The organism is Candidatus Colwellia aromaticivorans (genome assembly GCF_003333305.1).
GTDB lineage: Bacteria > Pseudomonadota > Gammaproteobacteria > Enterobacterales > Alteromonadaceae > Colwellia > Colwellia aromaticivorans.
The window spans coordinates 16,977-40,248 of sequence record NZ_QOLD01000028.1 but is presented as its reverse complement, the minus strand read 5'-3'; the positions used below and the strand labels follow the sequence as shown (position 1 = coordinate 40,248).

16 protein-coding genes are annotated in these 23,272 nt (G+C 35.8%); all 16 read right to left on the bottom strand.

The genetic code is table 11. The features are described 5' to 3' along the window. Positions 1–40 precede the first annotated feature (40 nt). A complete protein-coding gene (locus DWA31_RS04465; protein ID WP_114325457.1) occupies positions 41–3,589 on the bottom strand; it encodes an eCIS core domain-containing protein in 3,549 nt (1,182 codons plus the stop codon). A 54-nt stretch (positions 3,590–3,643) separates the two neighbouring features. Next, positions 3,644–5,026, bottom strand: coding sequence for an ATP-binding protein (locus tag DWA31_RS17440; RefSeq protein WP_245942478.1), 1,383 nt, complete (start codon positions 5,024–5,026; stop codon positions 3,644–3,646). Next, positions 4,993–6,582, bottom strand: coding sequence for a contractile injection system tape measure protein (locus DWA31_RS04455; RefSeq protein ID WP_114325456.1), 1,590 nt, complete (start codon positions 6,580–6,582; stop codon positions 4,993–4,995). Before DWA31_RS04455 ends, DWA31_RS17440 begins: the two co-directional genes overlap by 34 nt. 327 nt (positions 6,583–6,909) lie before the next feature. Then, positions 6,910–9,714, bottom strand: a complete 2,805-nt coding sequence (locus DWA31_RS04450; protein ID WP_114325455.1) for a hypothetical protein — start codon at positions 9,712–9,714, stop codon at positions 6,910–6,912. A gap of 24 nt (positions 9,715–9,738) precedes the next feature. Next, positions 9,739–12,435 (bottom strand): diguanylate cyclase, encoded by a 2,697-nt coding sequence (locus DWA31_RS04445; protein ID WP_114325454.1) that lies wholly within the window; start codon positions 12,433–12,435, stop codon positions 9,739–9,741. 49 nt (positions 12,436–12,484) lie between these two features. Further along, complete coding sequence (locus tag DWA31_RS04440) at positions 12,485–15,655, bottom strand: baseplate J/gp47 family protein (RefSeq protein ID WP_114325453.1); 3,171 nt, start codon at positions 15,653–15,655, stop codon at positions 12,485–12,487. Between the two features lie 79 nt (positions 15,656–15,734). Then, entirely contained in the window at positions 15,735–16,160 is a 426-nt protein-coding gene (locus DWA31_RS04435; RefSeq protein ID WP_114325452.1) for a GPW/gp25 family protein, read from the bottom strand. Between the two features lie 48 nt (positions 16,161–16,208). Then, entirely contained in the window at positions 16,209–16,487 is a 279-nt protein-coding gene (locus DWA31_RS04430) for a PAAR domain-containing protein (RefSeq protein ID WP_114325451.1), read from the bottom strand. 75 nt (positions 16,488–16,562) lie between these two features. Then, positions 16,563–18,218, bottom strand: coding sequence for a type VI secretion system tip protein VgrG (gene vgrG / locus DWA31_RS04425; RefSeq protein ID WP_168427284.1), 1,656 nt, complete (start codon positions 18,216–18,218; stop codon positions 16,563–16,565). Positions 18,219–18,424: 206 nt separating this feature from the next. Next, on the bottom strand, positions 18,425–19,090 hold the full coding sequence (locus DWA31_RS04420; RefSeq protein ID WP_114325449.1) for a CIS tube protein: 666 nt from the start codon (positions 19,088–19,090) through the stop codon (positions 18,425–18,427). 12 nt (positions 19,091–19,102) lie between these two features. Next, complete coding sequence (locus DWA31_RS17125) at positions 19,103–19,258, bottom strand: DUF5908 family protein (RefSeq protein ID WP_168427283.1); 156 nt, start codon at positions 19,256–19,258, stop codon at positions 19,103–19,105. Between the two features lie 5 nt (positions 19,259–19,263). Continuing rightward, entirely contained in the window at positions 19,264–19,710 is a 447-nt protein-coding gene (locus DWA31_RS04415) for a phage tail protein (protein WP_114325448.1), read from the bottom strand. A 61-nt stretch (positions 19,711–19,771) separates the two neighbouring features. Then, complete coding sequence (locus DWA31_RS04410) at positions 19,772–20,206, bottom strand: phage tail protein (RefSeq protein ID WP_114325447.1); 435 nt, start codon at positions 20,204–20,206, stop codon at positions 19,772–19,774. Positions 20,207–20,241: 35 nt separating this feature from the next. Beyond that, entirely contained in the window at positions 20,242–21,654 is a 1,413-nt protein-coding gene (locus tag DWA31_RS04405) for a phage tail sheath family protein (RefSeq protein WP_114325446.1), read from the bottom strand. An 11-nt stretch (positions 21,655–21,665) separates the two neighbouring features. After that, complete coding sequence (locus DWA31_RS04400) at positions 21,666–22,673, bottom strand: hypothetical protein (protein ID WP_114325445.1); 1,008 nt, start codon at positions 22,671–22,673, stop codon at positions 21,666–21,668. A 27-nt stretch (positions 22,674–22,700) separates the two neighbouring features. Beyond that, complete coding sequence (locus DWA31_RS04395) at positions 22,701–23,270, bottom strand: Pvc16 family protein (RefSeq protein WP_114325444.1); 570 nt, start codon at positions 23,268–23,270, stop codon at positions 22,701–22,703. Positions 23,271–23,272: the final 2 nt, after the last annotated feature.

Here is a 23,272-nt window from a genome sequence, read left to right as displayed (position 1 = left end):
GAGTGATTTGTATAATAGTTTGCTAATGAAATTATTTCTTTCACTTACGTATGTTCATTAAGAATTTTTTTAACGGTACCCAAAATTGAGGATGAACACCATCACTACCAACGTGTTTCTCAGCTTTTAATGGGATGAAATTTTTCAAACTATTTCGCCCATTAAAATTTATTGGTGTAATGTGATGGATATGTGTACTTTTACCCCATCTTTCTTTCCATTTTTGTTCCAGTTCATCTTTAATAGACTTGTCTTTAATTGAATTAATTAGCCTAATCATATTTTCTTTATTAACAGTCTCATTAAAATTAACTTTATATTTGTCATCTAATTTTGAATGAATGTACTTCCACTTATATGCTCCCCTAGTAAGACTGTCGTCTGTATCAAGTAACCCCTTGTCTTTTAAAGTTTGAATTCTAGGTGCATCTCTAAGGGGTTGATCGGTCCACCAACTTTGCATATTTTTAGGAAAAGCAGATCGACGTTTAGCGTATTTTTCATCTTCATCTGGCTCTTTTCTGTCGAGCGCTTTAAATTTTGATGGCGCACCATATAAGTCGTTAGCCGCAGCGATGGTGTAATTTAAATTCACTTTATTTGCACCTAAATCATCTTTCTTCTCGCCTGAAGTTGTTGACGTATAATGCAGCTGGGCAAGTGTTGATTGCCCTGAGAATATTGCTCGCTCAAATGTGCCTTTTCGGCTTTTTCTCGAGTAATTGGTTATTAATATTTCTCCAGAAGGTGACGCTATATTTACCTTATTCGGCATATTAGTCACCATTACCGCTAAACTCGGATTTATTTTTCCTTCAATCCACCATACTCCCTCTTTTTTATAGGCTTTAAGCTGCTGAAAACCATATCGTATTTTTATTGCTTTTAATGCTAACAAAATTACATTTTCACTTAACGAGTTGGTTGGCAATTTCCCCGCTATTTTTTGAGCATGTTTCATACCGAGTTTAAGCCTTGTGTTTGCATCTTTCGGCACACCTTTTTGAGCAACAAAACGCCCTAGTTTTCTTGCCTTATCTACCACCCAATCGGCAAGTTTTTCCATTGTTGCTTCTATGGGTTTCCGTATACTTTCAATAATTTCTTTCACTTTATCAGCAACATCGCCTAACCCAGCAAATCGAGCGAGAAAACTTATCACTAACGTCAACATACCCGCCATTGTATTTTCAATGCGTTTGGCCGCTGGTTTGATTTTACCAATAGCAATAGATGCAATAGAGTTTACAAACGAACGCACAACCAGAATAATAGCTTTTAAGCGTTTAATCAAAAACATAATCGTATTGTAAATAGCCAATATGGCTTGTATAAAAGCGCCTGCAGGCGTCAACAGTGACGCAATTTTTCCAATAGCAACTTGTACAACCTTGGTTTTAATGTAGCGTTGAATTTGCGCCATAATTGATTCTTTAAGATTGCCAACGCTTTCGACGATTTTTTGCCATAAAGCACCCGGTCCTTCTTTAATTAATGTGTGTACTAATTCAAATCCTTTTTCCATTGCAGACACGGCGGCAGGCCCAACACGTTTTACTAATTTTGTTTTTATGTTTTCCCAAGTAATACCTAAAACACTTAGGATAAATTTAACAATTTCTTTTAAGTTAAATGCTTTAGGAATATAAATATTCGCACCTGACATCGCGCCAGTAAGCCATTGTATTAAGGAACTACTTAAATGTTTGACAAAGTTTTTTGCAAAAAGCCAAAAACCTCTTTTACCTGCTTTAATAAGATTCATTAAAAATCTAATTGGATTTTTTACAATAGACAGAAATGACTTACCTGCTTTTTTCAGAAATGGCATAATCCCCGGAGCAACGGTAGAAATAATAATTAGCAATAGTTCTTTTACTTGCTTACCCGCCCACATAATGAAGTTAATAGCGAAGCGACCAAATACACCAATGACTCGTTTGATAACTGCAGGAATATTCAATATATCTTTAAATTCAAGTGACGATAGTACTTTAAAGAAGGTTACTGGAATGAGCGTAACGAAACGTACAACACCAGACAATGTGCCTTTGAACCATGTCCATGCGCGTGGAACGGCTTTAGCCTTTTTCAAGTTTTCCCATACTGCTTGCTGACCGATGAATTTCATAAATCCACCAATGAGTATGTCAGCCGTACCAATGACACTTTTACCTGTAACAGGATTCTTCCCAAGGACAGCTGTTAATAGTGACCAACCTTTTATTTTAGACAATACTTTGGAAACCGGATTTAAAATAGCGGCTTTAACAATTCTGATAATACCTGCGACTAAAGCTCTTATAAAAGCTTTGACTCTAGCGATAGGATCAGTCACAAGTTTCTTCGCCCTTCGCCATACATTGCCCGGCCTTGCAATATCTGTAACACCTAAACTATTTAAAAAGTCTTTAATACTTTGTTTTATCGATTCATATATTGATACTAAGCCACTCACTTGTTTTACTACCCAGTTTGCTATTTTTGACAGTAATCCGTGACTTTGTAATGCTTCAGTTATAAAGCCACCACCGGGCATAAGTTCAATCGCTGCTTTTAACATATTAGTGGGAGTTCGATTAACCGTTTTCCCATTGATAGGATTTCTTTTTAAGATCAATGTTAATAATGTAAAGCCCATTATGTGTTTGGCTTTTTTAGCAAAGTAATTTCGGGCACTACTAATGCCTAACCGTTGTACTGACGGCTCTGCTCGTCCTTTTATTTCTACATTACTTTTGCGTTGAATTGCACCACCTTGCTGAATAGTATGTGTTAATTCATGTGCAATCAGTTCTTTACCATCATCTGAATCAGGCTTAAATTGATCTTTACCGAAAAACACATGATTCTTAATGGCAAAGGCTTTAGCATTAACTTGACGATTTAAATTGGCAGAATTTGTATCGGTATGTATTCTTACTTTGCTAAAGTCGGCTTTAAATCGTGGTTCCATAAAATGACGAACGTCTGAGGGTAATGGTTGGCCACCCGACATACTTGCGTTGATGTTACTCATCGTATCGTTTTTTATTTCTGAAGAACCATCACTTGATTCCGACGATTGTCTCGCGACAACATCTTCTTCTTTGCTTTTACCTTCTTTGTCAGACGATCTTTTTAGAATATCTTTTTCTTCTGTTTCTTTTTCTCGATTTAATTCCTTTCTAGTGATTGAGCTTGCATCGTTTTCTTTTTCATTGTCAGCTTCACCTACACTCTCTGTTCTTAAGCTGTCTTTTCTTAATAACGCATAACTTTTAAAACACGCAATTGATGGCGGTAGCGACTTTCTTTTTATAGTCGGTGTTTCATCCTGCCTCGCTTCATTTTTCAATTCTTGCTTGTGAATATCTGCAGTTAAGGAGTGATTTAAACTTACGTTTGCGTATGGCGCCGACATTCGCATCACTTTTTGTGCCGTGCTGTCTGCCTCTTTTTCTTCAGAGTCGTTTGGTGAAGATGTTTTAGCTGTTTGTACTTTGGTAGGCGAGTTGATTCTGACAGCAGCTGAGCGAAATACATTGGCTGTAGATGGCTGCTGTGATTTGGTAATTGTCTTTTGTTTCCTAACAACATTCTTAGACATTAATACCTCTAATCAAATTGAATAAACTATTACTCTGATTCTCACTCTTAAATTTTACAAATGACGCCCAAGTTTAGAAAACTCACGACGTACACCTTCAACAAGATCCTCCAAAAAAATAGTATTACGATCATTTGACAGTGCTTTTAACGAAGCAAAACGAACGATATTTACGATGGTACCACCGGTAATTTCATATTTTTCTGAGATTTCCATTAGATCAATATCATCCGCTAATATTGCTTTACTAGACACTGCCTTTTTCCAAATGTCATAACGTTCTTTTACTGAAGGTATTGAAAACTCGATTACCGCTTGGAAGCGTCTTAAAAATGCTTCGTCGATATTGCTTTTAAAATTTGAAGCTAATATAACAATGCCAGAGTAAGTTTCAATGCGTTGTAACAAGTAACTAACTTCTTGATTTGCATACCTGTCGTGAGCGTCACTTACGGTAGTCCTTTTACCAAATAAGGCATCCGCTTCATCAAAAAACAACATCCAATTTCTATTTTCTGCAGAATCAAATATTCGAGAAAGATTTTTTTCTGTCTCTCCTATGTATTTTGAGACGATCATACTCAGGTCAATTTTGTAACATGTTTTATCACAATGCCCTGCTAGCAGAGTTGCCGCAAGTGTTTTACCTGTTCCTGACGGTCCATAAAACAAGCCCGTAAAACCTGATGATATTTTCCCTGACATCCCCCACTCGTCAAGCAATACTTTGCCGTATTTAGACCACGCGACAACCTCATCCAACTGATTTTTCACATGTAAAGGTAAAATTAAATCATCCCACGTTAACGAAGTAGTGATTAGCCTTGCTGGGAAGTTACTATTGAAATCAGGTTGAAAGTCATTACCTATGGTTAGTTGATTTAATGTCTCGCGATTTACTTGTAATAAGCTTGTCGTCCAAGGTTCATTGGCATTTTGTAAATGTAATGTCATTAATCCACTGGTAAACAAAAGGCCATCATTTTCAAATAAAGCCATTAATTCAAACCGTTTTTCTAATTCTTGCCCTGATAAAATAAACAATGCCGTTTCTATTGTCGGTAAAAAACCATTGTGTCCCTGTGCTTGAAGCCCTCCAAATTCGGTATATCCGCTTTCAATAAGGTTGTTTTTTGTAAGAAAAATATCAAACAACTCCGGCTTTATAAAAGGTACTAAGGCAAGTATTAAAATTAAACGTTCTTCATCAGATAGTCCTAAACGATTAATCATCAAAGCATAACTCGACTTACCTTTAGTTAACTTCGGCGCCTTAACTGGAATATCACCTGTTTTTTTGTTTTGCGGATCAGATGAAAAATAGATACGCATTCGTACATCAACAAATTGAATAAACCAATTTATTTCTGCTTGTAACTCAGCAGCATTATTAAAAATACTACCTACCAAGTGACGATTATCGGTTGCTTTATCCATGCCAGCCTAATTATTGAAAGTGAAAATGGAATTTGGTCAATTAATACATCAATGCCTTTACGCTCGATATGTAAATGACATTGCTCGTCATCGAGCTTCATCATGCCTGACCGTTGTAAAAATGATTCTCGAATAGTGCTAATTGACGTATTTTTCAATACTGACCAATGTGATTTAAGCGATAGCAATACAGTATCTGCCAATGCTTTTTCATTTTCAGTCAATGAGTTTTCTTCAATAGATATTAATGCACCAATTGGAATACCCAGTAGCCATTTAATGAAATGCAATTGATAATCAAAAGCCTGTTCTTTGCCCGTTAACAAATAAACCATCAATGTCACAGCACTATTTTGTTTGTTATTTTTAATCGTTTTATCTTCAGATAAATAATCTAAGTCTTTAAAAAATATGGTTAAATAGGGATACAATATAATACTACCGGCAAATAGAACCTGTGTAGCATTTTTAAATAAATCATCGTCTGAAGAGTTCTCTAACGCTTTAACCTTGTCGGTTTTTAGGACTTGAGTTATACCTTGATTTGTCCGGTGAATTTTTGCACTTTTATAATCGTTAGATTTAGGTAGGATTGCTGACGATAACGTAGACAGCACATTTTCAGAGGTATTAAACTGTTTGGCTGCTTTGGGTATTAAAGTTTCTAAAATAGAGTCTTGAATAATTATACTATTTACGGTGTTTGTTTCAGAGTTGCCACTTAGTAAGCTAGTAAACAACGCGCTTGTTAAATCAATTGGATTAGTGGATTTATTGATTATCTCTTCACAAATAGAGACCAATGCTTGACTATTTTGTCGCGCTTCGCCGACTTCTTCATTCTTCAATAGATTAGATTTGGATAAAGCGTGATCTACTAAATAATCAAAAATACTTTTACGTAAAATATCATCACACAACTGAACCAACCTATTGATAGTTTGTGGTGAATGCTCTTCATATAAACCAGTAATACAGGCATTAATATTCTGTTTTATTAACGATTGTATTGATGAATGTAGCGATTGAGAATTATCTCTCTTCACCAAATTTTTTACAGACTCTTCTTGCATAATATGCCAAGGTAATTGCCCGTTATTTAAATAAGATTTAACATCTTGCCAAGTTAACAAGCCATTACTCATTTTATTTGTGTTTGTCTGATTTTTAAGCCTCTCTATATGTTCATTATTAACATTACTATTATTATCAAAACATTCACCATAAAAAACAGTTTCATTCTGCCTGCCATTATATGCCGCTTTAAATTCCTGAACCTGTTGCATTACTTGTGTTTTAATTTGGTCTTTTAAGTATTCGTTGTCTGTGATGGGCATATCTGACACTAGAGAATGCATTGAATCTACTTCAAGCGATATGGCTATTTTTGGTAAATGAATAACTTCATCATCAGCACAAAATTCATCAAAAGACTCTGTTAAATCAGGCAGTAGTTGTTGCCAATTTTCTTTGAGTAGACGTCTTAATGCAAAACCTTCCGATTCGGAGGCCGTTGTCGTTGTGATAATCAATTTACTCAAATGATGATTTTGCATTTATCACGCTCATTAAAAATAGTGCTTATGTACTTGGCTCAGGAGTTTACTGATAGTCGTCATCCTCGAAGCATCTTATCGAGGATCCAGTTGTTTTTGGTTTGGATTCAGGACGATGTGCTTCATGCATAGTCTAATAAGTGGCATCCATGCCACGTCAGCCTAAAACACCGCTGGAATGACGTTTTAAATCTATTTTTACTGGCTCCTGAGTTATCTACATAGCCATGTTAAAAATTATTAAAGTACCTTTCTAAGCTGCCGGGTATAAGCTTCCATTTTTAAGCTTTTATATGAATAATTAACAGCTGAAATAAACCTACCTTGTTAAGTGAATCTGGCATCTACTATTTTTCTTGCTGACGTTAACTCGCTATCATTCAATTTAGTAGCTGCACCGACAGTCTTATTACTCAATTCAACTGTATTTAATGCTTCTGCGATATCCGTGGATGATATAGTGTTATCTGCAGTCGAAATCTTAATTAAAATAGCTTTCATGTCTGCAGACATTTCGTCTTCTACTTTCTTAATTTCGGGGGCTAATCTTTGTTTTTCAGCTGGACTAGCAGATACTTCACTTAGTTTTAACAATTCAAGTTCTCTTGTTTTACTAATCAAAATTTCTCGATCTTTTACCAAGCCTGGTAATAGGATATTCGGACCAGTACCAATAACATTGCCGGGCGCAAGAACGCCTAAATCGGGTCGGATAAATGATGTTGATAACACATTGATTGAATCTCGCATTGCACTCGCATATGCTGTCCCAACATTGAATTTTGACTGAATTTCTTCCGTAAACCGACTGGAAAAGTCATTGATTTTTCCATTAACAAAATTTCTAGGACTTTTATAAATATTAATTCCGTTATTAATGAACGGCCCTGTAATTGGACGTGGTAATACAGGTTCAGATTCAACTTCTATTTTTTCTTCAATACATTTTGATAAACTTAAATCACTAACGACGTGACCTTTATCGTCATAAACGATGACAAACGTTCCCCCTCTTCTAACACCTCCTGTCGATTCAAGTCCAGGGTGATTATTAACAAAGGTTTCGAACATTTTTTTTGTATCCGCTTTATCGTCTTTGTCTTTAATAATCACATCTAACCAAGGTAACCATCGTGGTTTTGAATCGACAATTAAACCGTCTACCGGTGTCGAGAATTCTGTTTTAGCGACTTTACCAAAGTCAGATTTAAATTGGGTTGATTTAGTCATCAACTGATTAAAACTTCCAATCCACGCAGTATTTTTCTTATACGCTTGATAACCTAAATCTAGGCCTACTTTTACTTCTTTAACACCCACTTCAACATCAGCCATCCGACTAGTCGCTAATGTTTTTACCCCAATACTGTCGTTACAATCATCATCGGTAACATCACCATTGTCGACAGAGGTAAATAGTTTGTTTTTAAAACCTAAACTAAAGTCTTTAACTTCGTCTAATCGAAACACGAGATCTTTTCGATAAAGCGCATGCAAACGATGTAAATCACTATAGCCCGTACCTGTCTTACCGATTAGCCGCCTAGAATCTTTATCTAAAAGAATAGATACAATAGAAAATGGTAAATTAAATTCCAAACGTGTTTTTTCTAATTCTGCCTGAACTTCTGTCGCTTTCTTACCTATATGCCCTTCTATTCGAAAGAAATCTTTATCTTCTATATTAAAAGCAAGTGGCTGTGCAGCAGCACCTTTAGCACCTGTTTCATCACTATGGTATGAGCTTAAGGAAGGTAAATCGTTCGTTTGGTAAGTTGAAAAGTTCCAAAATTTTAATGTACGAGAATTAACAGAAAGCCTAAAGTACCAAGGTATTGCTCGTTTAGATTGAGGATGCGTTCTGCACAAACTTGGGGTGATTTTAATATCTCCGGTTTTAGGGACAGTAAACTCACTAATTAACGCATTAAGTTTATGAATTAAGAATTGAATTCTAGCTCGTTGAGAATCTTGTTGCTGTGCACCAGATGGATAAAATCCATGGCGAATAACAGATTTAGCAAGGCTAGAACGTTCAATAATAAAATTATCTAAATCAAATGGATTAAGATCAATACCTGTATCTAATCTTATCGTGTCTCTTGTGCCCAAATTTATATTTGGCGTTATTCTTGAATTTCTTATGCCTAAAATTTGTCCTAGCAAAATATGTTTTTCAAACGCGTTCGTCGCTGGGCTGCATAACGACTTATCAGACAACATTACTTCTTTTAATTCATTCCAAACTTCACAAAGATCTTGTAGAAAACTATAAAAATACTGAACATTGCCATCGGTATTTGAAAAGCTTTGGTTAATACTTTTCATTGTCTGTATCCAAGAACTACTTAAATCTGACCGCATTGAAGTCGACATTAAAAACCCAGCATGTTTCCATAATAATGGTAAAGTTTTACCTAATTGATTAATGGCTAAATTATTTTGCTTTTTATACTCTGCTATTACTTTTTTAACGGTAGATCGACTTTTATTAAAAATAACTCTTGGCATATCAATGCGGGGAAAAAGCTTAGCCACATTGTGTGCTGTTTGTATTTTTGGTGCTAAAAGTTTAACTTCTGATTGTGGTACCAGTAGAACTTTAGTTTTAGTAATGTAGTTTTGGCTGTGGTTGTCACAATCAGTACCTGTGCATAAATCATGATCTTTGATATAGGTTTGCTGAAACAGAAGCGCAACCATATCACTTAGTTGAAAGCCTGAACTTGTTGAAAAGTTTTTTATTGGCTTTGTTAAGCTGTCTCCCACTTCATTTTGCACAAGTTCAAACAAGGTGAGCATTTTAGTTTTATTAATATAGAAGCGATTGTACTTGGGTTGATCTATACCAAAGGGTTTAAATGCTGAATATGATGTCGCTTTTTCTATATTAATAAGGTCGCCATCTGTTGTGATCGCTAAGCCTTTACTCATGACAATTGAATTGCCCTGCATTTCAATATTACAACCACAAACCAAACCAACACCAATTAAATTAACGCGTGTTAATCGGTCTTGATCATCAAAATATTTGGATAAACTATTGAGCTGTTCATCCGACAGTACTTGGTCTTTATTAAAGACCGTATAATCATTCGCTAATTTTGCGAGACTACTTAAAATAATTGCCATAACGATCACCTTGAATATTCATTGTTACTCTTTAGGATCAATACTGCCCAATGTGCTTCGCCCTAATACAAATAATGAGTTATCTTCACCTTCACAATCGTGGAGGCGTTCTTTGTAATACACATTTTTAGTGTTAAATAATGCGTTAATAAATTTTGATAAAATTTCACTTTGTTCCTGTAAATCAACCGCTAAAGTGGTATCTACTGGCTCGCTATCTGATATACCACTAGTTGTTGTGTTACTAGTGGTATTACTATCAAATGTTTGAGCAAACTGAGTCGCTTTAAGGGACAACCATTTTTTATAATGAATTTGAAATTCAGACATCGATTTTTTACTTATCCAACAAATTTTTGCCATAATATGTGCTGGAATTTCATTTCGAATAAGATCTTCAGAAAACTCCCTAAAATCAATATCCTCAAAGCGTTCGCCATATGCGGGCAAAATAATCTGTAGTCTGTATGAATAAGGATCAAGATCAGCACATCCCTCACAGTTATCGTCTACACAAATGGGTAATAAAGGATCTTCTTTTGACGTAGGTCGTAATAATATATTTTCAATTACGTGCATGCCTTCTAAACTATAGATCTGTCGAATAGTCGTTTTAACCTTTGTGATTTCAGCATTCATTTCATCTTTTGAAGTGAAGTACTCGATACGTCTTGCAATTACTTCTCCAGTGGCATCAACAACATTAAAATAATGCCTAGGGGGATTTTCTTCGGTTAATAATCGTTCATAACTATTAGCGTCAGCACCAACTTCAAGCACGTGATCAAGTTCTTTTTGTGCGTCCTCTTTGTTTTGATAATTGGTACTACTACTCAATAAAATACTATCGTCAATCGTACTTCTGAACCTGAACCTAAATGTGTTAATTTCTTCACCTTCAGTTGCTTCTACGATTTGGCTATGGCTTTCAAATGTAATATTTGCCAAATCTCTTCGGTTCCAATTATCTATACCTAGCAAAGCTGAAATACGTTTTTCAAATCCCGAAATATTATCAGTATTCCAAATTTTGTCTTCATCGAGTAATGTATAGTTGTACGCGAGTCCTCTGTCTTTACTGATCACATCGTAGCGATTCAAAAATTGACACTTCTGTTCTATAAGCTGTTGTTCACTTAAAGAAAAGTTGCTATATAACACATCTGCTATATCGGTAAAATCTTCTGCAAAACGTGATATCAAATGGTCTAAAAACAGATTTTTTCTAACAGTTTGTTTGTCTTTATCCGCTAAAGTATTGTCTAGTAATTCTTGAGGTTCATCAGTAGCATAAAGCTTGTCGTAGCCTTTAATTGATTGAGAAAAATACGTTTGCGAAATATTCTCATCACTAGAAAAAAGTTGAGGTAATTGCGATAATTGAGACAGATAATTCCCCAATATTTGCTCTATAAAAAGTAAGTAACCTTCAAGCTGCAAAGCTTGTGATTTTCTTTCTTCATTAGCGCTTGAAGGTAAACCATTTTCTGAAATACCATAAACTTCAGGGAAATGATATTTAAATGGATAGTAATTAGAACTATTTCTATTCTCTCCCAAGGGAATTTTTATATCTTCATCAATAGGTAATACTGACTTAGTTTGTAAACTAATCGCCAGCTCCTTTGAACGTTTTATTGTCGCGGCTTTATCAGCTTTTACTGGATAGCCTTTTTTGTAAAATAACAATGACGATTTTTCATAATTTAATACGGCTCGATGCTTGTCTTTTATTTGTACTATCCATTTATTTTCTAAAGATTTCTTCAATGCAGTAGGATTAACAATAATGTCTCGTACTGACACTACTCCCATAATATCCATAATAATGCTAATAACGTCGGACAAATAAAGTTGTTCTTTTAAGTTAGTTTCAGTGAGATGCTCATCCAAAATGAATCCACATCGTAAAGCCGGTCCTGAAAATAATTCGTCTGTTGTATATTTCTCACCAAATTCATTTGTTAAATCTAAGGCTTCATTCAAGGTATAGTTTTTAATATTCGGGGATAGATAATTAGTTATTTGGCTATTTATTTGAGCATTAATTTCTACAACATCTGCATTAGGAGATATTTCAATTTCACCGCAGATTAAAAAGCTTTGTGTTTTAACTTCTCCAATATCGAGAAAATCTTCACATAGGTTTCTATTTTCATGTAACAATTGTCGAACTTGCTCAATTACCTTTTGCTTCTCAGCTTTTTTAAGTCTACTTTCTAACTCTAGCTTTATGTTATAAAGCCCTTTAAGTAGCACTGGTTCAACATTTTGATGAAAGGTATTTTCAAATAACAGTTTTTTGTTTATTTTATCTGCGTAGAACTGAGTTTGAGCGGGATATATCCACGCATTTCTAATGCCTGGTAGATCTATAATAAGTTTTCGATAATCGAGTTCTGTTAACGGTCTATTAGGTAGAATCCTACGCGCTGATAAGAACTGACTAGCCATATATTCATTATTAGTTTTAGAGGCGTTTTCCTCTGATTCATTTAACGCGAGTAAATCTTGAATGGGTAATTCTGCACGCAAGCTCAGATCGGTTAACGCATAGCTTAATACTTCTAACACCGTTACACCGGGATCATGAGCGTTATAGTCAGTCCAAATGTCGCTAGCAAGATGTCGAACATGTGCAATGCCCTCAGAAAATAACGCACGATAATCCAGCGCAACTTTACGCTTATCGTTTTTAGTTATCTTAAGCTCTTTATCCATACCAATTCCTATTTGAATTAACAGTAAAACGTACGGTGTTAATTACGTATTATTCCACTTGGTAAATATCATGCTCTTTTGCTGAAACCATTATCATATCTGGCTCTGTAACACTTATATTGCTTGCATCTTTCAGATTGTTATTCAGTAATGTTTGATCATTTTCGTAGCCCATTAACGTAAAATCAGTGAGGTAATCAACAAACGATAATTCTTCAATGAAATCTAATATTTCTGATTTATAGACAATACCGCCAAAATATATATCTTTATCGGTTTCTCTCATCCATGGCGTTAAAAATTCAATTATTTTTTGATTGAGTAGTTGTGAATAATAATTAAATTCAAACCCCAATTTTAACTTGACGCCAAAACCAATTTTTATTTGATAATATCGAGGGTTAGTAACGTGATATTGAACTTGCATAGTCCCAATAGAAGCCAATAAATTCTCAGCGACTGATAATGTTTGACTGCTAACTTTAGGTCGAAAAGGATCGACAGCATTTTGATTATATAAATTGGGGATTATAATTGCTGTGACATGCCCTGGAGAACTCCAATTATTAGGCGTTGAATGCGGTAAACATTTCACCTTATAAACGAAGGGAAACTCTTCGAGTAGAATTCGTTCAATGTCCCAAATGGTTAATGCTCGATTTTTATGACGTAATCTTTCAGACGTTCTCGTCCTAAAAGTCGTGTCTGTTTCTTTTGGCTTTCCGCCGAAGGAGGCAATTGGTTGGCTTACCGATTTAACGCTAGCTATTGGTGTTTTAAGTTTAGCAATTGTACCTGCCTGTAAAGGGATTTTTAGATGTTCTTCACTATTTTGTTGTTCACAAAAGACAACTTCAACACCGTTCGCTTGAATATCAATAATATCGCAAACAGCTTTAACGCTTCCAATTAGTCCCGCTTTCAACCAAATATTTGGGCTAGGAAGAATTGAATTTTCAACGGTTGCTAGTGAAGGAATTACAAGGTTAATAATGCCAGTTGTTAAGAAGTTGTTAGTCTTGTCTTCAACTAATTCTTGCTCATTTAATGGTTTCCAATAGTTGTTGGATAATACTGACCACTCTATTACTGCTCTTTCTACTTCAGGGTCTGCGCTTCCTTCTGCAAGTGTCACCAATAAATTAATGCTGTCACTAGGGCTCAAATTACTCACTCCAATGAGTAACTCGCCGTTATATTTAGACTCAGGTACAAGTGATACGCTTTTATCTGTTAAAAATTCAAATTGGTTTCGAATAAAACTATGTTCACGATGTTGACCCGCATAACTAAGATGAAAGAACATCGTCTCATCGCTTGCAAAAGCGGTAATATCTTCATCATCCATCTCAATTACATCGGTATAAGCACTGTAATCTAACGATATATTGGCAATTGACGGTGTATAAGGCTCATTTAAAATGATAGGTGTTTTATGGTTATTCTTACTAAAAGCTAATGCATTTTTAATTGTTTGTTGTCTATATTCTTCATGCAAAAAATCTCGCTCTAGTGATAACGTGATAAACCCCTCAGTAAAATCAGTTACTGTTCTAGTATTACTATTTGTTTTCACCGGACGTTTTGAAACGACGATAGTATTTCGACGTGCATTATCTTTCAAAACGGAGGCTTTAATAAATCGTGATAACGTCGGTTGCTTTAATAACAATTTAACGGCAGTAGATTTTACCCATTGTTGATTTGAATGTGCCAATGCGACAGCAATCTTTTGATTTTGAGACGCTAAATCCACCTTTTCTCTTATGCCTCGACCAAAGGATATTGTCATTATCTCGCTAGCATCTCGAGTGTCGAACAAAGGTCGATTAACAACGGACTCTTGCCAACTACCCGCATCGGTAAAAGTAATCGAAACTTTAAAAATGGAATTTTTCACAGGTGTTTTGTAATGGCGATAATGCTTAGTAAAACTAGTTGGTGCATCTTGCCACTGAATGTTGAGAGCAATAAATGAGAGCTTTTTGTCCAATGCTTCGTCACAGCCGACATACAACCTCATGTCTTTGTATGGTTGAGCGCCAAAGGGCATAAACGATTTGTTGGCATTGAGTTTTCCTAAATCATTTTCTACTTTAAGCTGCTTTGCCCCTTTTACTTTAGTGAATATTTGAATAGTTTCTATTTGTAATTTTGCCAATTCTGAATATGAAATAGCGCTACTTTCTTGGTTTACCCATATTTGCATCACAGGGTCTGATGTTTCGAAATTGAAGTCATGAATACTGTCTAAATAGGGTGAAATTGGATCATCTTCTTTGGCGACGACAACAACTAGCTCCAGCATGCTTCCAGATAGTTCTGGCGTAATAATGATGGGTTCTGACCAGCCTTTATCGCCCGAAAATGAGACCAGAAAAGTATTTGCCAATTGACTGGCTAATTGATTGATTAAGAAGCTAGCAACCGTTAATTCAGATAATTTTATTTTTACTGTTATTGTTCGTTCGCCTTCAGATAACAGTAATACATTGGATGATAAGGCAAACCCACTGGCACCTAACGGCAATTCACTTTGTCCAAAGCCATGCCAACTTCCATTTTCTGTTGTTAGTTTTTTTCCTAATCCATCTTGAGAGTTTGCTATGGGTGCATGCTTAATTTTATTATCAAAAGGATCAATAAAAACGCTTCTTATTGATGAAACCAAGGCATGATTAACAATATGACTTTTAGTCGGTTTATAGAGCCTTTCTACCCCTAAATTATCTTTACCCGCACTAAAACTATGTGAAGGTTCAATCAGTGTTATCGGGCTATTTTTCTTTAAGCCTAAAACAAGATAAACTTTGTCATTTATTGCAGACTTTGGCGTCATTCTTAAGACGGTTTTGTAATAAAAATCTAAATGAGTATCGGTTAGTTGATTAATTTGTTGTTGAGGGTATTTATAGAGTTCAACAAAAGCTTGAAGTAAAGCCATATGAGGCGTTACGTTTGGTGCTTGTTGTTCAATAAATTGTTGAGAATTTGTTAATGGGAAAGGGAAGAATGATTGCCAGTCACCCGAAGGAATTTCACTATCGTCTTGATAAAAATTTATATGCTTGGCAAATGCTTGCATATAGTCCATCAATTCAGATTTTGTCCATGCGTCAATAGCGACGTAATCTGAAGACAAAGCAACAGCTGTGCGCTCAGATTGACTCTGCCCACTTGCCCTTAATACTGATTTAACAATACTTTGTTTTGTCATCATTAATCGACTTTATTGATGACTTTAACGAGTTTTTTCGCCTTAACCTTCAACATGAGATTACTTTTCCTTTTTCTTTTAACTAAAAAACTTTTTCAACGGCATTTCCGTCATGTAGGTAGTAGGGATAAACTAAGTTAAAACGTGAATTAGTTGCCTGTATGACGTACTCAATTTCGATAACCATTTTCCCTTCTATCATTTGCTCAAGACCAATATTTACACTAAGCACATTAATTCTCGCTTCGTGAACAAGTAAAACTATCTCTATTCGCTCTTCTAGCAATGTTTTTGCTGTTGTACTTATAGGTTCAAACAGCATGTTTCGTAAATTCAAGCCGTACTTAGGATATAAAATACGCTCGCCAACGGTAGTACCAAGTAAAATATTAAGGCTAGCGACAATGTCCTCTTCATCAGCCGTCATTAACACTTCACCAGATTGTGCTAAAAATTGAGGTGGAAAACTCCAACCTCTACCTAAAAATGATGATTTACCTTGATTCATATCGTCTATCTCATTTTGATTAATTCATACTTTACAAAGCTGTTCTATTTAACCAATGATTACCGTTGGTTCACCTACAACTGGCATTGCACCGCAAATACAGCTGTCAGATGTTCTTACTGCTGGCATATTTCCAATTAGCACTGAAGGGCTTCCTAAAATAAAAGGACTCGCCGTTGGTTGATGTCCATTCGGCGGCAAGCTGCAAATATGTATATCTCCTAATACGGCTGCTGGTTTTCCTCCAATAAGTACCGTAGCGTTACCGGGCCCAATTACGGTTCCACCATGATTTGTTGTATCTCCAACCCGTGCTGCAAACGCCATAAAATATCCTTACTCATGAATATGTATTACTGTTCATTCATTACTGATTTTTAATTCAATACTAATTAATTTTTACTAATTAATTTTTACTAATGAACCTTTAACTTCAGTGATGCCTGAGCTTTCTAGTGCACAGCCAGCATTTCCCGATATTTTAGTTTCACTTGATGCCATTATTTCAGTATTTACGCCTGATTCAATTTTAATATCTTGAGCTGCTTTTAATGTTAAATTTCCTGCACTTTCAATGGTGACATCACTATCGATTAATTTAATGACACTGCCATTTTGATCTTCAATGACAATACCTCCTTCTTGTTCGGTAAGTCTTATGTTGTTACCCGCAGGTGTTGAAAATGTCATATCAATATTTTCATCATCAAACGTCATTTTCATTTCTTCACGACTGACATAGCCTTTTTCATGGTTGTCATCATTCGGTGTTATCGGTGCTGTTTTCGCACTACTGTGCAACATTCCCAACACCACAGCTTGTCTAGGATCATTGGCAAAAAAACCAATTACGACTTCATCTCCTATTTCGGGGTAAAAATAAAAACCACGTTCTTCGCCAGCATCTAATGTAGCAAGCCGTGCCCAAGTACCATTTTCGTCCGCACTTATTAAAGGCATTCTCACTTGTACTCGACATTCCCCATTAGGGTCATCATTACTGACAACAATGCCAATTTGTAAGCCATTAACGCCTGGAATTAACCCTGCAGCATTTGGTTGGTCTACTACTTTCTGAGTTACGTTTAACCACTCAACACCACCAAACTGAAGATAGGTTTGCCAACCTTGTGTCGCTCCAAAGTCGTGGCGTACACCTGTTACAAAGGCATCACCGTTAAAGCGTTCTCCTAGACCAACTAATTTAACGCTATCGCCTGTTTTTACTGCAGACATGCCTTGACACTTTACAAGCCCCGAAACTCGATTTATTTGCGAATATAGCCAACTTGCATCCGCCCATTGCTGTGCTTCATCTTCACTTATCGTTGGATGTTTTTGTTGTAAAAATGAGAGGTTCAAGGTGTCAGATAAGCTTGATGCATCTAAATTACCGGGAGATGTAAAACGAGGATCACTCGCCTCTTTTTCAATAACTTCTTGACTAGATTGGCTCCAACTAGACGATTTAATACCTCTGTACTGATTACGACCATCTATGCTTAAATCAGCCTCTATAATGGTTGCACCAAATTCAAGTTCGCAAATAACATCATTTGATATTTTTGCAGGTCTTACTTCGCTTTTATCGGCATTAAGTATGATTAGTAGCCCGCTCACTTGGGCTCGTAATAAACAAAAATCCCAATCTGTTGCGTTATATTGCACTATCTCTGGGTGGGTAATAATTGAAGAAGAAACTTCAATATTCTGCAGTGCTGCATTTGCTAGAAGTTGCTCAATGATGTCACTATCAGATTGTTCATAAAAATAATGATTTGTTCTATCCGCAGCTAATCTACAGACTTTATTTTTACACTCTACAACGAGTGTTGAACCTTTATTTTGCTTAACTTTTATTGTGTGTTTAACGACAATACCTAAAAAAACGACTGTAGTTTCGTTGACATTGCCAGCGCTAATTTCTATGTCATTACCAGGAATAAACAAATCTTGTTCAGAAAGAGAAAATGTTCCCTTATTCGCTGAGCCGTCTTGGTAAACCAGTCGAGCACTAGGAATTTTATTCGCAGCAGAATTCACGGCAACTGATAACAAGTTCAGCTTACGTGAAACAATACTTCCATTAACCTTAACGATAAACTCACGATGCGCGGTATCGACAGGTATTCTACGTTGAATGTTAATAATTCTCTCCTATTGAACACACGCTTTTATTTCATGTTTATGCGTGTTTATACCAATACAAACAAATATCGTCAGGTTAAAATTAAAGTACTTTACCGCTTTTTTTATGGCTATTCCTATTTGGCTAATGGCGGAAAGACAAGTTGTTTTCCCGTTTCAAGTTTTCTGAAATTACTGATTTGATTTATACGCGCAATATCGATGTAGTATTTTGAATCGCCATAAATTTCATAACACATTCGCGTTAATGTATCACTTGCCTTAACCGTTCTGACATGTGTTAAATCTGGAGACTTATCCCGACTTAACGCAATACGCGTTTCATCATCAGAATTATCTGTAAAATTTGCTGTGACTAAGGCACGTAACGGCTCACCATTTGGCTTAAACATTTTATAAGCAATAGATAACGATTTAAGTATGCATCGTTTCACTTGCATTGTTCCCCACGCCACTTTCAGATAGTTTGACCGATGAATAACACCGTTGTACCCCGTGACTAATTGAAGTTCTTTGATTTTTGCTTGAACATCAATTTTTGTTCCGTTTGCGCCTGTGCCATCTATGAAAAACGTCAGTGCTAAATCGCCTGGCTTTGCTTTACTAAACTCCATGCGACTGTTTGTTGTTCCTGCTCCTTGTTTTTCGTCATATTCAATTTCATATCCCAATGTTATTTCTTTAGGATTAATATAAGCGTTGAATACAATAGGAGGCGGGTCATCTTGGTAATCCTCTGTTTCATATGCTTCTATACGCAACTTTTCTAATTCACCAGACATATAACACCCTACTTATCGTTCTTCTTTTTCCTTTAATATTTCTAAAACTTTTTCGACACATTCTTCGATGAGATCTTGTGTCATTTCTTTATTTAAATTTTGTGTAGGTTTATTTCCAGCGCCATTTACTTCGACAGAAATAACCACCTCATCAATAATTAATGGCATGATTTTTATCCCCTATCCACTTTAAAATATTGATAATAAAGTTGGAGAGTTTCAACCACAATTGCATTGTTTCTTGCAGAAAAATCACTCACTGTCCACTTTACTGGATAGGCGTTAACTAAATGCCAAGCCATTAGGGGCGTATGATCTTCATCAAGTAACATAATATCGATATTTTTTGGGGTAATATTTAATTGCTGAATACATTCTTCAATCCATTCAGTTACTTTAGAGCTTTTCAATAGACCACGTTTTAACACTAAATCGGTATACTTTGTTTGAACAGGGTATTTTTGTAGAAACCTATTTTCTCCCCCCTCAGCAACTTCTTCCGTTGACAATTCAGTAGACAGACCACTTACATCTGAAAAGCGAATATCACTATCATTAGGACTAAGTCCTAATACTTCTACTCTGAAATGAAAGCCAACAGGCGGCACATAATTTGCCACATATACCTCTATCTATATTAGTTTACATGTTCAATTTGGTAACCAAACTTTGTATCAAGTCCTAATCGTTTTGAACGGTTAGTCCTTCATGCGCCAATTCTATAGACTCTGTTGCTACCTCATTTCCTGATGCCTTCAAGCTTGGCCCCTCAACTTTAACCGGAAAGGCGCTGTTAATTTTCCAAACCATCACAGGAACATGTTCTTCATCCAGCAAACTGACCACAATATCGCGCCTTTCTACTTTGTTTAACTTCACCGTAGATAACCATTGTGCAAAATCGTTGTCGTGTTTAATAATGCCTCTTTTCAATGTTACATTTGAAAACTTTTTAAGACCTGGCATTTTAATTGTTGAAAATGTTGGCGACATACCATCTCGATATTCTATGGGCTGTACTTCTTGTGTTAAGCCCGACACCTCTGAAAAACCAACTCTAATTCCGCCCCATTCCACGATGAAATGAAACGCCGGCAATGGATAAAGTTCTGGCATAATAATTACTCCGATTTTTGTAAATTAACTAGCGTTTACGACGTTTGTAATTTGTGCGAGAATTTAAGAATGATAAATTCTGCAGGCCTTGCAACAGCCATCCCTATTTCTACGTTCAAACGGCCTTCTAATATATCTTGTGAGTCCATTGTTATGCCGAGTCCACAACGAACGAAAAATGCATCATCTGGCGTTGCTCCTACTAAGGCACCGTCACGCCATTTTTGCGTCAAATAGGCTTCAATCATGCCGCGAATTTTAGTCCACGTATTGGCGTCGTTTGGCTCAAAAACAGCCCAATAAGTTGATTTTCTTATAGACTCCTCAACCATATTAAAAAAGCGTCTTACAGGAATGTATCGCCATTCATTATCGTTACCCGCTAATGTTCTAGCACCCCAAACCAGGGTACCTTTGCCCATAAATGAGCGAATTGCATTAATAGATTTACCTGTAGTTGCATCAACATTCAGACCATCTTGAATTGCATTATCTATTTTCACAACAGGTTCAATTACATTCGCTAGACTCACATTGGCAGGCGCTTTCCATACTCCCCTGTTAGAGTCAACAGAGGCATAAACACCAACAACCGCCGGAGACGCAGGAAGCACGACAAAGCGTTCTTTCAATTTACCTAAAACAAAATTGTATAAAGCAGTGTTAACACCATTAAGTGTTTTGAGATCGTCAGTTTTAGTGGTTGCGGGAGGCTCTGCATCAGAAGGATAAGTGATTTTAACGTTTGTTTCGCCTTCATTTACAGCGTAATTAAGTGACGTTTTTAAAAATGGATAGTAGGTTGCGCCATATTTTAGATGATTGTTTCCATAAAAGGCTCTATTAGCTAATTGGGCAGCAGGGTCAAGCAATTCACCACCTTTGTAAATGTCAAAGACAGCAAAACGGTCTTGCAAGGTGTTGCATTGCAATAATACCGCTTGTGTTAACGCTTCATAACTTGCCGTTGTCGATAACTTGATTGATTCTGGTATAACAATCAAGGTAGGTTCGTCTTCATTTTTAAGCGCATCAAGACCGTTTTTTAGACCCACTTTGGTATTAGTACCTATTTCAATTCCCGTTCCGGTATAGTCGCCAACGGAAATGATGTAGCACTGCCCACCACCATTATTAAAAAACATTTTCAGACTAAAATACATAATATATTTTAATGTTGGCTCTACGAAGGACTCTACATTAAAACTACCATCATCCTTTTCGCTGACGGTTAAAGCTATTTCGTCATCTTTAGGGCCACCAAAGTATTGCTCGTATTCTCTTAAAGAAAATATTTTTGTCGGTTTTAATGTTAAACCATCGCCGTTCTTATCCGCCTTTTCTGTATAGCCTATAAAAGCAGGTACTGCTGTCTCCACTTCTGCCACTGAAGGCGGAAATGTCGAAATCTCTTTTATGTATACACCTGGCGTTTTGTATGTCGACATTCGAATGTCTCCTATGGGTTAGCAAGATGAATAATGAAATTCGCTTGAGTTTTTTCTTGCCCTGGTGCGGGCAAATTTGAAATTAGCATTTGCCCATTTAAACTGAGCTGTATATTTTTTCTTGATTTATGTTGTCGGTTAACTTTGTTTAATGATCTAAATAACGTGACTTTACTATCAGGCTTACCAAGTAAATTCTCTTTAAACTCTGTGGGTCCAAAGTTATCAGTTTCTACGCGTTCAAATGTGACTTCACTTCGACTATCTTTAACAAAACCTGTATCGGTTATCTGTAAATTCAAAAAATCAGTCGGGGAATATTTATCAGCAATAATGTAGTAATTTAGCTTTTCTTTTTTTGCGTCAAATTGAATAGTGAACTCTGGGGGAGACGTGTAAAAACTACTGTCAATTTTGATTTCTATTAATGAAAAAATGGGTTGAACGAAAATTTCTTGATGATAATAATAGTTTATAACTTCATTCGTCTCTGGGTAGGTCTCTTTAACTCGATAAGCCCCAAATAAAGCATTTTCAAACTCAAATGAACAATGATTTCTTGTGTGTTCACTTGTAATTGTTTCTGTTGATATAACATTACCCTTTATACTTTCCAACGATAGCGTTACAGGCCTATCTTCATGACTAATGAAATGTGTTAAAAAACGTCCCGTAGGTATAACGCTAGCGGCTATGTTTAATGAAGATGTTAGAGAAGAATTGTTGTATAGTGACACAGCTTTGTCATGTGCAATATCTGTAAAATTAAAGAAATATGGATTAGATAATTTTAAACCAAACTGTAATGACTGATTCAACAGTTCGATTACAGGTATGTTGTTTTCTTGAAATTCACACAAAAAATGATAAACACCATCCAACTCTCTAACGAGTATTTTGCCATTTTTTAAAACTATTGCCGTTGCTTCAGGCACTACAAGAATTAAATCTGCAAATATGTCTGCGTAATATTCATGTAATAACTTTACACTAAATAAGGTTTTAAATTGAACAGACATTTTGCCTCCTTGACTAAATAAAGCCAGTTAAACCACATTAACCGTTGAATCAATAACGGTAATGGGTTGTTGAATGTCGTTTTGTATTTGATCTTGTATGGCTATCATCCTAACTTTATAAATAACAGACGGCAGCTGTTTACCGCCGATAAAGGCCCAAACTTGATTCAACTCATCAAAGCTAAGCCTTTGTAATTCAATATTTAATTTCTTTACTGTTTGATCGAGAGCTGGATAAGTATTAGAAGAAAAACTATTGTTATTTTGAAAGAAAGTTAATACATGACTTATATATTTAAGCGCTTGATCATAAACAGCGAATTTGGCCGAAAACATCACCATTAGATTTAAATTCAATCTCGGATTTAATACCTTATGTTGCCCAGATTGATAAACATGCTGTCGCTGATGATCTTTGATGATAGTTTCTTCTTCGATATTTAAAATGGTAATAGCAATAGACTCAGCATCCATCACATATTTTCCATCTTCATTAACAATTGCGCTAACTTTTACTTTTGTACCAAGCAAACCCGTACGAGCCTGAAGATAGGAATTTAATTCATCCGCGAAAAAAAACAATGCTTTATCTAACATAA